This is a genomic window from Comamonas odontotermitis (assembly GCF_020080045.1).
Classification (GTDB): Bacteria; Pseudomonadota; Gammaproteobacteria; order Burkholderiales; family Burkholderiaceae_C; genus Comamonas; species Comamonas odontotermitis.
This window is the reverse complement of record NZ_CP083451.1, coordinates 1,742,659-1,756,076: the sequence shown is the minus strand read 5'-3', so window position 1 is coordinate 1,756,076 and position 13,418 is coordinate 1,742,659. Positions and strand designations below refer to the sequence as shown.

Genomic DNA, 13,418 nt, shown 5'->3' with positions numbered 1-13,418 from the left:
ACGACCATGAACGCCAACGACACCATCCTCCAAGCCGTACAGCAGGACCCCCGCTACGACGCCAACCGCGTCATCCGCGCCCCCCGTGGCAGCACACTGCACTGCAAGAACTGGCTGGCCGAAGCCGCCTACCGCATGCTGCAGAACAACCTGGACCCCGATGTGGCCGAGAACCCCAAGGCGCTGGTGGTCTACGGTGGCATCGGCCGTGCGGCCCGCAACTGGGAGTGCTATGACGAAATCCTGGCCCAGCTCAAGAAGCTCGAAGCCGATGAATCGCTGCTGATCCAGTCGGGCAAGCCCGTAGGCGTTTTCAAGACCCATCCTGACGCACCACGCGTGCTGCTGGCCAATTCGAACCTGGTGCCCAAGTGGGCCACCTGGGAGAAGTTCAACGAGCTGGACCAGAAGGGCCTGTTCATGTACGGCCAGATGACAGCCGGCAGCTGGATCTACATCGGCAGCCAGGGCATCGTGCAAGGTACGTTCGAAACCTTTGTCGAAGCCGGCCGCCAGCACTACAACAACGATCTGACCGGCAAGTGGATTCTTACCGCCGGCCTGGGCGGCATGGGTGGCGCGCAACCGCTGGCCGCCACGCTGGCCGGTGCCTGCTCGCTGAACATCGAGTGCAAGCAAAGCAGCATCGACTTCCGCCTGCGCACCCGCTATGTGGACAAGCAGGCCAAGGATATCGACGACGCGCTGACCCTCATCCAGCAGCACACTGAAAAGGGGGAGGCCGTCTCCATTGCCCTGCTGGGCAACGCCGCGGAAATCCTGCCCGAGCTCGTCAAGCGCGCCAAGGCTGGCGGCCCAAAGCCTGACATCGTGACCGACCAGACCTCCGCCCACGACTTGATCAACGGCTACCTGCCCGTGGGCTGGACCGTTGCACAGTGGGAAGCAGCCGCGGCCGATCCTGGCCAGCACGCCAAACTCAGCAAGGCCGCCGCCCAGGGCTGCGCCCAGCACGTGCAGGCCATGCTGGACTTCCAGGCCATGGGTATCCCCACGGTGGACTATGGCAACAACATCCGCCAGGTAGCGTTCGACGAGGGTGTGAAGAACGCCTTCGATTTCCCCGGCTTCGTGCCAGCCTATATCCGCCCTCTCTTCTGCGAAGGCAAGGGTCCGTTCCGCTGGGTGGCGCTTTCGGGCGATCCCGAAGACATCTACAAAACCGATGCCAAGATCAAGGAACTGTTCCCGGAGAACAAGCACACCCATCGCTGGCTGGACATGGCGCGCGAGCGCATTGCCTTCCAGGGCCTGCCTTCACGCATCTGCTGGCTGGGTCTGGGCGAGCGCCACAAGGCGGCCCTGGCCTTCAACGAGATGGTCAAAAATGGCGAGCTCAAGGCGCCCGTCGTGATTGGACGCGACCACCTCGACTGCGGCTCCGTGGCAAGCCCCAACCGCGAAACCGAAGCCATGAAGGATGGTACCGACGCTGTTTCCGACTGGCCACTGCTCAACGCCCTGCTCAACACAGCAGGCGGCGCCACCTGGGTCAGCCTGCACCATGGCGGAGGCGTCGGCATGGGCTACTCCCAGCATGCTGGGGTGGTCATCGTGGCCGATGGCACGGATGAGGCCGCTGCACGCCTGGGCCGCGTGCTGTGGAATGATCCGGCGACCGGCGTGATGCGCCATGCCGATGCAGGCTATGAGATTGCCGTCGAGACATCCAGGCGCCACGGCCTGAACCTGCCCATGGTCAAGTCCTGAAAGAGCCCGCCGACGAATCAACCGGGCGCTCCGATGAAGCGCCCAAGGAAAGCACATGACACACCTGCACATCCAACCCGGCCAATTGAGCCTCGCCGACCTGCGCCTGACCTATGAACAGCCTGTAAAGCTGCAACTGGACACCAGTGCGGGCGAAGCCATTGCCGCAGCCGTGGCCTGCGTCGAGAAAATCATCGCCGAAGGCCGCACCGCCTATGGCATCAACACCGGTTTCGGCCTGCTGGCCTCCACCAAGATCGCGCCTGAAGACCTGGCCAAGCTGCAGCGCTCGCTGGTGCTATCCCACGCCGCCGGTGTGGGCGAGGCTCTGGACGACGCCATGGTGCGGCTCATCATGGTGCTCAAGATCAACAGCCTGGCTCGCGGCATCTCCGGCATCCGCCGCGTCGTCATCGACAGCCTGATGGCTCTGGTCAACGCCGAGGTCTACCCCCATATCCCTCTCAAGGGCTCGGTAGGCGCCTCGGGAGATCTGGCGCCGCTGGCCCATATGTCGCTGGTGCTGCTGGGCGAAAGCAAGGCCCGTTACCGCGGCGAATGGCTGCCCGCAAAAGAAGCCCTGGCCATGGCCGGCCTGCAGCCGCTGACGCTGGTCGCCAAGGAAGGCCTGGCGCTGCTCAACGGCACCCAGGTGTCCACCGCCTATGCGCTGCGCGGCCTGTTCGAGGCCGAAGACCTGCTGGCCGCCGGGCTGGTGTGCGGCAGCCTCAGCGTGGAAGCACTGCTCGGCTCGCGTCTGCCCTTTGATGCCCGTATCCACGCCGCACGTGGCCAGAAGGGCCAGATTGACGTGGCCGCCGCCTTTCGCGACCTGCTGACACCGCATAGCGAAGTGGGCGAGTCGCACCTGGACTGCGACAAGGTGCAAGATCCTTACTCGCTGCGCTGTCAGCCACAGGTCATGGGCGCCTGCCTGACGCAACTGCGCCAGGCGGCCGAAGTGCTGGCCGTCGAGGCCAACGCCGTATCCGATAACCCGCTGGTGTTCGCCGAGCAGGGCGATGTCGTCTCGGGCGGCAACTTTCATGCCGAGCCGGTGGCCATGGCGGCCGACAACCTGGCACTGGCACTGGCCGAGATCGGCTCACTGTCGGAGCGTCGCATCTCGCTGATGATGGACAAGCACATGTCGCAACTGCCTCCGTTCCTGGTGAACAATGGGGGCGTGAACTCCGGCTTCATGATCGCCCAGGTTACTGCTGCGGCCCTGGCCTGCGACAACATCTCACTGGCCCATCCCGCCAGCGTGACCAGCCTGCCCACCTCGGCCAACCAGGAAGACCATGTCTCCATGGCACCCAACGCCGGCAAGCGCCTGTGGGCCATGGCCGACAACGTGCGTGGCATCCTGGCCATCGAATGGCTGGGCGCCTGCCAAGGCCTGGATTTCCGCACCGGCCTGAAGACCTCGCCCAAGCTTGAGGAAGCCCGAAGCCTGCTGCGCGCAAGCGTTCCCTTCTACCAGGAAGACCGCTTTTTCGCGCCCGACATCGAAGCCGCCAGCACCCTGCTCGCCAGCGGCCACCTGGGCCGTCTGGTAACCGCAGATCTGTTGCCCAGCCACTGAGATGGTGAACGTACCAATGGCCCAGGCCTCTGAGCTGTGGACCGCCGCCGACATGGCCTTGTGGCAAGGCCGCAGCGATGCCGGCGAGCGGGGCGACACGCGTCGGCTGTTCAATATCGCTGCAGCGCTCAACCCGTTCGATGAAACGCCTTTGCCTGCCGCCGCCCGGGCGCTGCTCGGCTTTGCCTGCGATGCCGGTGTGCAGCGCAACCAGGGCCGCACTGGCGCAGCCCAGGGCCCGCAGGCCATCCGGCGCATGCTGGCCGGCCTGCCCGTTCACGACCACGAGGCGCTCTACGATGCCGGTGATGTAAGCTGCCAAGGCGATGCGCTGGAAGCGGCGCAGCACGCTCTGGCACGCACCGTGCAGGCCGTGCTTGCGCGCGGGGGCTTTCCTGTGGTGCTGGGAGGTGGTCACGAAATCGCCTGGGGCACCTGGCAGGGCCTGCGTGGCCATCTGGATGCCAGCGGCGACCCAGGTTCGGTGCTGGTTCTCAATCTCGACGCTCATTTCGACCTGCGCACCGCCCGCCCAGGGAGTTCTGGCACGCCGTTCGATCAGATCGCCACCGCTTGCCAGGCCCGGGGGCAGACATTCCACTACGCATGCCTGGGTGTCAGTCGCCTGGGCAACACAGCGGCGCTGTTCGCACGGGCCGACGAGCTGCAAGCTTGCTGGATCGAAGATATTGACATGCAAGAGCGACACATGGAGAAAGTGCTGGAGCAGGTGCAGCAGGTCATCGATGGCGTGGACCATGTCTACCTGACGATCGATCTGGACGTATTGCCCGCCGCTGTCATGCCCGCTGTCTCGGCGCCCGCAGCCTATGGTGTGCCCATGGGCGTGGTCGAGGCCATCGTCGACAGGGTGCGCCGCAGCGGCAAGCTGCGCGTGGCTGACCTGGCGGAGTTCAATCCGCGCTTCGACCAGGACAGCCATGGAGCGCGAGCGGCGGCCAGGCTGGTCTACCGCCTGCTTCAGGCGTAACCCGAGGAGCCCCATGCCCATGCATCGCTTCGATCTGAACGAAATCACACCCCGTCCGTGGAAAAACGGAGGCGGCAGCACGCGTGAGATTGCGTGCTGGCCGCAAGGCGCAGACATGGATAGTTTCGGCTGGCGAGTGAGCATCGCCACAGTTGCCCAGGCCGGTCCATTCTCGGCATTTCCCGGCATAGACCGTCAGATCATGCTGCTGGATGGCGACGGGGTGCAGCTGATCGGTGCAGCAGCAGGCATCCATCACACATTGCAGCAGCAATGGCAGCCATATGCCTTTTCAGGTGACGCGGCACTGGAATGCAGCATGCTGGGAGGCTCGTGTACCGATTTCAACGTCATGACACGGCGTGGCCAGTGGTCGGCCGAAGTACTGATCCAAGGCACTGAGGTTCAGCCCGGACACAGCACCGCAGGTCTGTGCATGGTGCTGCAGGGCAGCTTTCTTCATGGCGATGCCCTGTTGCACACCGGGCAAGGCCTTCTGTGGAGGGACATGGGCGACGAGCAGACCCGAAACACCGCGCCTTTGTTGCCGCACGATGCAGACAGCCGTCTGGTACTGGTCAGTTTGACGCAGGCCGCACGATGAGCCTGGCCCATTGATCCCTATCCAATCAGAATTTTCAAAGGACCCCATGCCATGACCCTACCCGCAATGCCCCCCATTTCCGCTGACGGACGCTGGCTGGATGTGCGACTGGCATCCGAGCTGTTCACCCCCGATGTGCCAATGGCCGAGGGGCAGCCAGCCTGCATAGTGGTTGAACAGGGCCGCATCGTCTGGGTGGGACCGCAAGATCAGGTGCCTGCCTCCTATCAGCACCTGCCCGCGCATAAAGGTGGTGCCCGTCTTGCCACGCCAGGTCTGGTGGACTGCCACACCCATTTGGTCTATGGCGGTGAACGCGCCAACGAGTTTGCCATGCGCCTGGCCGGAGCCACCTACGAAGAAGTGGCGCGCGCTGGCGGCGGCATCGTCTCCAGCGTCAAGGCCACGCGCCAGGCCAGCGAGGAAGAACTGATCGCCCAAGCCCTGCCGCGCCTGGACCAGTTGCTGGCCGAAGGCGTGACAGCCATCGAGATCAAGTCGGGCTACGGCCTGTCACTGGAGCACGAGCGCAAACAGTTGCGTGTGGCCCGCCGGCTGGGCGAGCTGCGCGGCGTGACTGTGCGCACCACCTTCCTCGGTGCCCATGCGCTGCCGCCCGAATACGCTGGCCGCAGCCAGGACTATATCGATCTGGTCTGCCGCGACATCATGCCCGCACTGGCCTCCGAAGGCCTGATCGATGCCGTGGACGTATTCTGCGAGCGCATCGCCTTCTCGCTGGCCAAGACCGAGCAGGTTTTCAAGGCGGCGCAAGCGCTGGGCCTGCCCGTGAAACTACACGCCGAGCAGTTGTCGAACATGGAAGGTGCCGCCCTCGCCGCGCGCTATGGCGCGCTGTCCTGTGACCATATCGAACACCTGTCCGACAAGGGCATCGCCGCCATGCGCCGGGCGGGCACCGTAGCCGTGCTGTTGCCCGGCGCCTTCTACACGCTGCGCGACACCCAGGTCCCCCCCATCACAGGCCTGCGGGCCGCTGGGGTGCCAATGGCCGTCTCCACGGACCACAACCCGGGCACCTCCCCCGCCCTGAGCCTGCTACTGATGGCCAATATGGCCTGCACATTGTTCGGACTCACTGTGCCCGAGGCGCTGGCCGGCATCACCTGCCATGCGGCGCGCGCGCTGGGCCTGCAGCACGAGCAAGGCCTGATCGCCTCGGGACGAACCGCCAACTTCGTGCTCTGGCCCGTGCGCCACGGAGCGGAGCTGGCCTACTGGTTTGGCCAGAAGCCCAACTGTACCGTGGTGCGCCAGGGATTGATCGCCCAGGCCAACAAATCCGCATGATGTTCTACGAAAGGTGTTCGACCCATGACTGACTCCCTGATCGCCTCGTTGGCTCGCCCTGAAGCGCTTCCCCTGCCCGCCTACAATGCAGGCCTGTCCAACGAGGCCGTGCGGGCACGCTTTGGCGTTGCCGACATCACACGCCTGGCCAGCAATGAAAACCCGTACGGTGCCAGCTCCGCCGTGCGTCAGGCTCTGACAAGCCTGGCCGATGATGTTGGCAACTATCCAGATGCCCAGTGCACGGTACTGCGCCAGGCAATTGCCGAGCGCAGCGGCATAGCCGCAGACCGCCTTGTGTTCGGCAACGGTTCTGAAGACCTGATCAGGATCCTTTGCGAGGTGTTTCTCTCGCCCGGCGACCTGGTGGTGACACAGCGTCCCGTGTTCGGCCTGCACGAGATCTACCCGCGCATGATGGGGGCACAGGTAAAGTTGCTTGATCTGACCGCAGAGCTGGGCTTCGACATTGATGCCTGGTGCACAGCCATGGCCATGGCACCCAAGATCGCTTTCCTGCCCAATCCATCCAACCCCGTGGGCTGCATGATGGATGCGGCGCAATTTGCTCGCGTGCTGGAAGCAACGCCCACCAGTACCGTGCTGGTGGTGGACGAGGCTTATTACGAATATGCCTTGCATGACGAGAACTACCCCGAGGTATTGGCCTTGCTGGCCGCACGCAAGGGGCCTTGGATCGTGCTGCGCACATTCTCCAAAGCCTGGGGACTGGCGGGCCTGCGGGTGGGTTATGGCATGGCCGACAGCGCCGACTTCGTGAACCTGCTGAACAAGGTACGCTCGCCCTTTAACGTGAACATGGTGGCTCAACGCGCTGCGCTGGCAGCCTGGAGCGACCCCGCTCACATGCGCAGCTGCGTAGCGAACACAGTGGCACTGCGCGAGGCATTGCGCCAAGAGCTGCTGGCCCTGGCCATGCCCGCAGGCCCGTTGCATGGCCTGCGCATTGCGCCTTCGGTCGCCAATTTCCTGTTTCTCGACATCGGCCGTCCCAGCAGCCCCGTGGCGGAGGCGTTGCTTCGCCGGGGCGTGATCATCAAGCCCTGGAAGGAGCCGGGGTTCGAGCATTTCCTGCGCGTATCCATAGGTACCGAAAACGACAATGCACGCTTCATTCATGCCTTGCAAGCCACGATGACGGCATGACACACGGAAATCCGTGAAACCGTCACGGATACCATTCTCGCTGGACAACGCGGCCTTCAAAAGCCTCGTCCAGCGCCTGAAAACGGAGATGCTCCCCCCGAGACTGGCATGGCTGCCGTGGAGCACCCACCGCAATTGCGCCTGTGGATTTCTCGTACCGGCAAGGATGCCAGAACTGCTGCCTCAGCGTTGCATCCAACGCGCCTTGCGAGCCGGCACCGGTTTGATTTCCTCTTGCTCTACGATAGCCTGCAGTCCTGGCCCGGTATCCAACAAGACATAAAAGGGCTGGCGAGGCTTGGCAAAGGTAAATGTCGATTGCGCATCCAGCCAGCCGTCCAGCAGCGCTGAACCGTCATGCGCAGTCACCTCCATGCGCGCGCCTCGCAATTCATCCCCGTCATTGCTGGTTCCGCGACAGCGGATGGTGCGGGCATCGAGCAACACGCACATAGCTACCGGTTCATGGGCGCTGGCATGGCCAGCAGCCAGCATCATCAGCGTCACAACGCCCAGGCAGCGCCCAAAGCATTGTTCATTGGACCGAGCCATATGGCCTCCTTTGTTGCTCAAACCAAGCCACGGTGGCAGGCGATACCTGATCCATGCGCCAGAACGTCTGGTACACACTGCCGTCCTTGCCGGTCACTGTCAGCCACAGTTCACTTTGTGCATTCAGTGTGTTTGGCAGCGAAATTTCGGTACGGCGCTCCCAGTGCTGCCCCATGAAGCCCATCCCTGTGGCGCGCGCATTACGTGGCCGGTTGACCTTGAGCGTGGCCTGCCGTATCTGCGGATCACAGTCGTCGCAAAAGCGCAGACGAAACTCCTTCATCGGAATATCCATGGCAACCCGCTCCGGAGGTTGTCGATCCGCTTCGGCAAAAATGAAGCTCCACGGCCCAATCGTTCCGTGCAAGGCATCGTTGCGCTCGAGCGGCGGAGTCTGCACTTGAACCAAGCCAATGCCGAACACAAGCGCTGTCGCCACCAGCAGACCGGCAGCAACTGCTCTCTGCCCGACCATCCCAGACGACGCAACATCGACTGAAACCCTTGGGGCCGCTCGCACGGGCCTGTCTCGCGTCGGTGGCTGCCGCGCCCAGTGCGCAAACGTGAAGACCCAAGCGAGCGCTGCCGCACCCAGCCAGGTGAGCCACCAGGTGAAGCCGATGCCCATTCCCTGCACGGCAACTGAGGTCGCCAAAGCGATGCATAAAAGCAACCAACCAACGGCACGGGCCAAAAGGCGGGATCGGGTGCTGTAGAAACGGCCCAGCAGATGTTCAGCATGGCGGTCGGTCGCAGCCGCCAATGCCAGCATGCCTGGCAACGTCAATCCCGCCATGAGCAGATGCCCGGAAGTGAAGACGGAACCCATCATCCAGCCCCTCCCAATGACAATGCCCAAGCCAAGGCGATCAACAGCGCAGAGCCAAGCACCATGCCTGCCCAGGCGCGCCAGGCGCTTCGTGTGCAAAACACCCAGATCACGGCGGCCGCATAGACAGCAAAGCTGAGCATGCTGGCCCAGAGCAAGGCCTGCGATCTGCTGGCGGGCCAGATCAGCGCCAGCAATACGGTGGCGGCCGACGCGAGTGCATACCCACCGATGGTTGCCGCAGCAATCCGCGACAGCACTGCCCAGCGGTAGGAGTGCGCGAAACCTGAAGACTGTTTCATACACTTCGCTCCATGTGGCTGGCGACCAGCAGCCTGCGCTGCACCTTCAGAGCCATCACTGCGAACACGGCAGCCAGCGCCAGCTGGGTCAGATCGAATCCGGCAAACACCCAGTCGCCCGTGGCCAGACTGCGGCCCAGGTGACGATCCGTGGTGAGAAAGTTGAGCAGCGGCACTGCGGCAAAGGCCAGGCACGCGCCCCACAGCAACTCCACCCAGGCCCGTGCCAGAGGCCGGGCCAACGCATAGAACAGGCTGCCCAGCCACACGGCGAAAAGACTGTGGAACTCCCAGGCCGCGCGATCGGCCATTTCCAGCGGCAAAAGACGGTTGGCCCAGAAATATGCGGCCATCGCCAATGGCAAGCCAGCAATGGTGGCTACGTTGAGTGCTTCCACCAGACGCAGCCCCGGCTTTTCTCGGCCGCTACCCAGGTGGTATCTGCGCCGCTTGACGGTCCACAACACCAGCCCGGTGCCGATCATCGCGCAGCCCAGCAAGCCTGAAAAAAAGTACAACCACCGTCCCCAGATATCGGCAAACAGGCCTTCATGCAGGTTCATTACCACGCTTTGCGTCAAGCGTGCGCTGCCGCCAGGGGGCGCTTCTTCGGAGAGTTGCTCACCGTCAACTGCCTTGAAGCGCATCTGCTCCGGGCTCCAGAAATCAAGCTTGCCTCCATTAGCTCGAGTCAATATCACCTCTGCTGGTTCTGCTTCGTGGCGCTCAATGACTATTGATGCCACCTGTGCCTCGCCCCAAACACCCTGCGCCTGTCGCACCATAGCTGCCACATCAGCCTGGGGGAGCTTGATGGATGAATGAGCCCGGCGATCAAGCAGTTCGTCATAGAACGTCTGGTTCGCTTCGGAATCGTTGCCGTACTGCACATCGCGCCCAGCTGGCATATAGGTGAACAGAAAGAAGACCAACCCGCTGTAGGTGATCATCAAAAAGAACGGCAATGCCATCACGCTGACAGCATTGTGCGCATCCAGCCAACTGCGCTGGCCTTTGCCAGGGCGGAAGGTGAAGAATTCCTGGAAGATGCGTTTGTGTGCAATGACCCCGCTGATGATGGCGATGAGCATCAGCATCGTGCAGACGCCCACAATGCGGATCGCCCAGTCATAGGGCACGTAATGCAGCATATAGTGCATGCGGTACAGGCCCAAGCCTCCTGCCGTTGCACGCGGCTGCGGCTCAGACGGCAACAGGGCGCCATTGGTGGGATCGAGCACTTCGGAACCACTGGCGCCGCGCCGGTGCCCCTCGCGCGGCATCTCCTCCCAGCGAATCGAGAGCCCCTGCCAGCCTCGCGGCGAGAGCGATTCGTGTGGCAGCGTGATGCGCCAACTGGCAGCCGCCGGAGCCAGCTGCTCAAGCCTCGCCAGCGCCACGCCCAGCACCGGCTCAAGCCTGGCCTCCGGTATCGGCACGCGTTGCTGTTGTGGGCGCTCGGGCTGCATCCAGCGTGTGATGTCGTGCTGGAAATATCCCGCGGTTCCCGTCGCGAATACGAAAAATAGCACCCAGCCCACCACCAGGCCCGCCCAGGTGTGCAGCCAGGCCATGCTTTGGCGAAAGCCCTCCTTCATGACCGCCTGCTTTCAATCTGCGGGCGATGAGGCAGCCTACGCTTGCTGGTAGCCATGGCCAAGGTCTCAGAAGTCATAGCGCATCCCCACGTTCACGCTGCGCGGCGCTCCCCAGGTGTAGAACAGGCCCGCGGCAGAGAAGTTGGTCAGGCCCGAGAGGTATCGCTTGTCGAACGCGTTGTTGACGTTCAGGCTCCACGACAGGTGCTGGTTGACCTGGTAGCGGGCCATCAGATCGACCAACGCATAGCCATCCTGCGCCAGCGTGGCTGCGGCATTGCTGACCGCGGTCTTCCCCTGCCAGCGCGTGGAGGCCCCCACGGTCAGACCGCGCATCGCGCCCTCGAAGCGGTAGGTGGTTCCCAGCTTGAACTGGTATTTGGGGTACTTGCTGGCACTGTTAAGCGAGCTGTCTTGCTGCACCATGCTCCCTTGCGCCTGCCAGCCACGCGCCAATTGTCCCGACAGCTCCAGCTCCCAGCCCCAGCGCGTCGCCGATGAAACGGCGCGGTAGGCAGTATCGCCACCGGGTGTGAGGCCACCGCTTTCTTCAGCCGTGTTCCTGGTCTTCATCCAGAAATGGGCAATGCTGGCATTCAGGCGCTTGTCGAAAAACTCTGCCTTGGCACCGACTTCGTAGGTGCTGCCTTCTTCCGGCGGGAGAGTATTGCCTTTTTCATCCTGGGCAGTTTGCGGCTGGAATATCTTGGCATAGCTGCCATACAGCGAGACATTGGGATGGATTTCGTAAACCAGGCCTGCGTAGGGCGTGACTACGCCGTTTTCCTTCATGTCGTAATTCCACCAATAAGGTGTGATGTCCCGCTCTTCAAAGCGGGTAACACGTGCACCGGCGATCAGTTGCAGAGGGTCACTCAGGCGAAAACGTCCAGCCGCATATGCGTAGCGCTGCTTCTGGCTGAAACTGTTGTCGCCATAGTACAAGGTGCTGTAATCGGGCTCGGGCAACACGGTACCACCTTGCCCCATGTGAATGCCAAGATCTTCGAGCGGCACCAGGTTGAGCGAATTGAGCGGCAACTGCACCTGGCTGCTGAAACGGGAGATACCTGCACCAGCGAGCAACTCATGCGAGCGGCCCAGCAGCTCGAACGGGCCCTTGATGTCGAAATTCACCGTCCAGTTATTGTTGTCCATGTCACGCCAGCGGCCAAAGCTGGCGCGGTCCTGATCGTAGTAATAGCCCGCACGCATATCGTCCATGGTGGCGCGCTGGTGCGAGAACTTGAGCTCGGCAGTCCAGTCGTTGGCAAGCTTTTGCTCCAGGCTGCCAAAAAGGTTCAGGCTGTCCTGGCGATAGCCGCCCCAGGGCGCTCCGGTGTTGAAAGAGCGTGGCATCCAGCCCACCTCCGCGCCTGCCTTGGTGTAGCGCTGGATCGGCTGGGTGGTGCCGATTCCCTTTGCGTCGCGCTGGCGGTAGGTCAGACCCAGATTGAGCTGCGTACTCGGCGAGAGATCGGCTTCGAGCGCGCCAAACAGCATCCGGCTGGCACTTTTTTCGTGGTCACGAAAGCTTCCCGCATCCATGGCCGAAGCCACCAGCCGGCCGCGCAGTGTACCTGCCTCATTGAGCGGTCCGCCGATATCGGCCTGCGCGCGATAAGTGTCCCAGCTGCCGACACTGGCGCGCACATTGGCCTGGAACTCGCGCGTTGGACGCTTGCGCACCATGTTCACGGTGGCACCATAATTGCCCTTGCCCACCACCAGACCGGATGAGCCCTTGAGTACCTCGATGCGGTCGATCTCGGCCATGTCATCGAGAGAGAACAAGGTGCTGGTGAGATAGTACCAACCGCTGCTGACCTGAGCCATACCATCGGTCTGCAGATTGACGCTGGTGCCGCGCGCTTGAAAATCGGTGGCGTTGTTCTGCCGGTAGACCGCAATTCCAGGCGTCTGTTCCATCACATCGGTCAAGGTTTCGAGCTTGAAATCGTCCATGCGCTGGCGCGTCATCACCGTGACCGACTGCGGCGTCTCCCGCAACGAAAGACCCAACCCCGTGGCTGTACGGCTGGGCCCTTCCTGGGTATAGCTGCCCGTACCTTCCGTCGTACCGTTTCGCTCTGCACTGGCAGTGACTGTCACAGTTGGCAGTGTTGCGCCGTCCAGTGCCGGAGCCGGTGTTTGGGCACGTCTGATGCGCAGCCCATAGCTGCCGTCAGCTTGCACAAAGGCTTCCAGCCCGGTATCGGCCAGCAGTGCCGCCAGACCGGCCACCACACCATAGCGGCCTTTGAGTCCCGGGCTCATCTTGCCTTCGGCCGTGCTGGCATTGCCTGCCAGGTAGATGCCCGATTCGCTCGAAAAGCGCGTCAATGCCTGGCTCAAGGGGCCCGCCGGTATGTCGTACTGACGCATTGTCTGCACTGCAGCTGCCGGCTGCTGCGCCGACGCGGGTGATACCTGGAGCGATCCAAGTACCGCCCCCAAAGCAAGCAAGGAGCTGGCCCACGGGCGAGGAATTGGCAAGCGGCGCAGACGCTGGACGCGCTCAAAATGACGAACAGGCATGGAGACTCCGAATGGAAAGGATGCAATCACAACGGGGCGAAGACCATCACTCACCATCGCTGCAGCTGTGGCTATGGCTGCGCCAGTGGTTGTCTGGCAAACCAGGCACCGGCAATCGAAATCCGAAGCGCGCTTGAGGCCAGGTTGGCTGTGCTTGGCAGCAATGGAAAACTGTCTTCTCACAGACATAAACCAATGAGACGCACA

11 protein-coding genes are annotated in these 13,418 nt (G+C 62.8%); 6 read left to right on the top strand and 5 right to left on the bottom strand.

What is annotated here, in order from left to right; all coding sequences use genetic code 11:
- The first annotated feature begins 6 nt into the window (after nt 1–6).
- From hutU to LAD35_RS08135, 6 genes are read left to right on the top strand one after another with little or no spacing between them, the layout of a single operon-like run.
- Nucleotides 7–1,731, top strand: a complete 1,725-nt coding sequence (hutU, locus tag LAD35_RS08160; protein WP_224152194.1) for a urocanate hydratase — start codon at nt 7–9, stop codon at nt 1,729–1,731.
- A 55-nt stretch (nt 1,732–1,786) separates the two neighbouring features.
- The gene (hutH, locus tag LAD35_RS08155; RefSeq protein WP_224152193.1) at nt 1,787–3,319 is read left to right on the top strand and encodes a histidine ammonia-lyase; all 1,533 of its coding nucleotides are present in this window, start codon (nt 1,787–1,789) and stop codon (nt 3,317–3,319) included.
- A 1-nt stretch (nt 3,320) separates the two neighbouring features.
- The gene (hutG, locus tag LAD35_RS08150; protein ID WP_224152192.1) at nt 3,321–4,310 is read left to right on the top strand and encodes a formimidoylglutamase; all 990 of its coding nucleotides are present in this window, start codon (nt 3,321–3,323) and stop codon (nt 4,308–4,310) included.
- 19 nt (nt 4,311–4,329) lie between these two features.
- Entirely contained in the window at nt 4,330–4,914 is a 585-nt protein-coding gene (locus tag LAD35_RS08145) for a HutD/Ves family protein (RefSeq protein WP_224152617.1), read from the top strand.
- A 51-nt stretch (nt 4,915–4,965) separates the two neighbouring features.
- Complete coding sequence (gene hutI, locus LAD35_RS08140; RefSeq protein WP_224152191.1) at nt 4,966–6,225, top strand: imidazolonepropionase; 1,260 nt, start codon at nt 4,966–4,968, stop codon at nt 6,223–6,225.
- A 24-nt stretch (nt 6,226–6,249) separates the two neighbouring features.
- The gene (locus tag LAD35_RS08135; protein ID WP_224152190.1) at nt 6,250–7,392 is read left to right on the top strand and encodes a histidinol-phosphate transaminase; all 1,143 of its coding nucleotides are present in this window, start codon (nt 6,250–6,252) and stop codon (nt 7,390–7,392) included.
- A gap of 183 nt (nt 7,393–7,575) precedes the next feature.
- On the opposite strand, the gene LAD35_RS08130 is transcribed toward LAD35_RS08135, so the two are convergent.
- The 5 genes from LAD35_RS08130 to LAD35_RS08110 form a co-directional block, all read right to left on the bottom strand.
- Entirely contained in the window at nt 7,576–7,899 is a 324-nt protein-coding gene (locus tag LAD35_RS08130) for a hypothetical protein (RefSeq protein WP_224152189.1), read from the bottom strand.
- Nucleotides 7,900–7,927: 28 nt separating this feature from the next.
- Nucleotides 7,928–8,776, bottom strand: a complete 849-nt coding sequence (locus LAD35_RS08125) for a DUF3325 domain-containing protein (RefSeq protein ID WP_224152188.1) — start codon at nt 8,774–8,776, stop codon at nt 7,928–7,930.
- Nucleotides 8,773–9,075 carry a DUF3649 domain-containing protein gene (locus LAD35_RS08120; RefSeq protein WP_224152187.1) on the bottom strand — a complete coding sequence of 101 codons (303 nt, stop codon included), beginning with the start codon at nt 9,073–9,075 and terminating at the stop codon, nt 8,773–8,775. Before LAD35_RS08120 ends, LAD35_RS08125 begins: the two co-directional genes overlap by 4 nt.
- Nucleotides 9,072–10,673: a PepSY-associated TM helix domain-containing protein gene (locus tag LAD35_RS08115; protein WP_224152186.1), complete on the bottom strand. Its 1,602-nt coding sequence runs from the start codon at nt 10,671–10,673 to the stop codon at nt 9,072–9,074. Before LAD35_RS08115 ends, LAD35_RS08120 begins: the two co-directional genes overlap by 4 nt.
- 66 nt (nt 10,674–10,739) lie before the next feature.
- On the bottom strand, nt 10,740–13,211 hold the full coding sequence (locus LAD35_RS08110; protein ID WP_396022777.1) for a TonB-dependent siderophore receptor: 2,472 nt from the start codon (nt 13,209–13,211) through the stop codon (nt 10,740–10,742).
- Nucleotides 13,212–13,418: the final 207 nt, after the last annotated feature.

Excerpts from the sequence above, each read along its gene's own strand:
- hutU (WP_224152194.1), top strand. The coding sequence starts at position 7 with ATGAACGCCAACGACACCATCCTCCAAGCCGTACAGCAGGACCCCCGC.
- hutH (WP_224152193.1), top strand. The coding sequence starts at position 1,787 with ATGACACACCTGCACATCCAACCCGGCCAATTGAGCCTCGCCGACCTG.
- hutG (WP_224152192.1), top strand. The coding sequence starts at position 3,321 with ATGGTGAACGTACCAATGGCCCAGGCCTCTGAGCTGTGGACCGCCGCC.
- LAD35_RS08145 (WP_224152617.1), top strand. The coding sequence starts at position 4,330 with ATGCATCGCTTCGATCTGAACGAAATCACACCCCGTCCGTGGAAAAAC.
- hutI (WP_224152191.1), top strand. The coding sequence starts at position 4,966 with ATGACCCTACCCGCAATGCCCCCCATTTCCGCTGACGGACGCTGGCTG.
- LAD35_RS08135 (WP_224152190.1), top strand. The coding sequence starts at position 6,250 with ATGACTGACTCCCTGATCGCCTCGTTGGCTCGCCCTGAAGCGCTTCCC.
- LAD35_RS08125 (WP_224152188.1), bottom strand. The coding sequence starts at position 8,776 with ATGATGGGTTCCGTCTTCACTTCCGGGCATCTGCTCATGGCGGGATTG.
- LAD35_RS08120 (WP_224152187.1), bottom strand. The coding sequence starts at position 9,075 with ATGAAACAGTCTTCAGGTTTCGCGCACTCCTACCGCTGGGCAGTGCTG.
- LAD35_RS08115 (WP_224152186.1), bottom strand. The coding sequence starts at position 10,673 with ATGAAGGAGGGCTTTCGCCAAAGCATGGCCTGGCTGCACACCTGGGCG.
- LAD35_RS08110 (WP_396022777.1), bottom strand. The coding sequence starts at position 13,211 with ATGCCTGTTCGTCATTTTGAGCGCGTCCAGCGTCTGCGCCGCTTGCCA.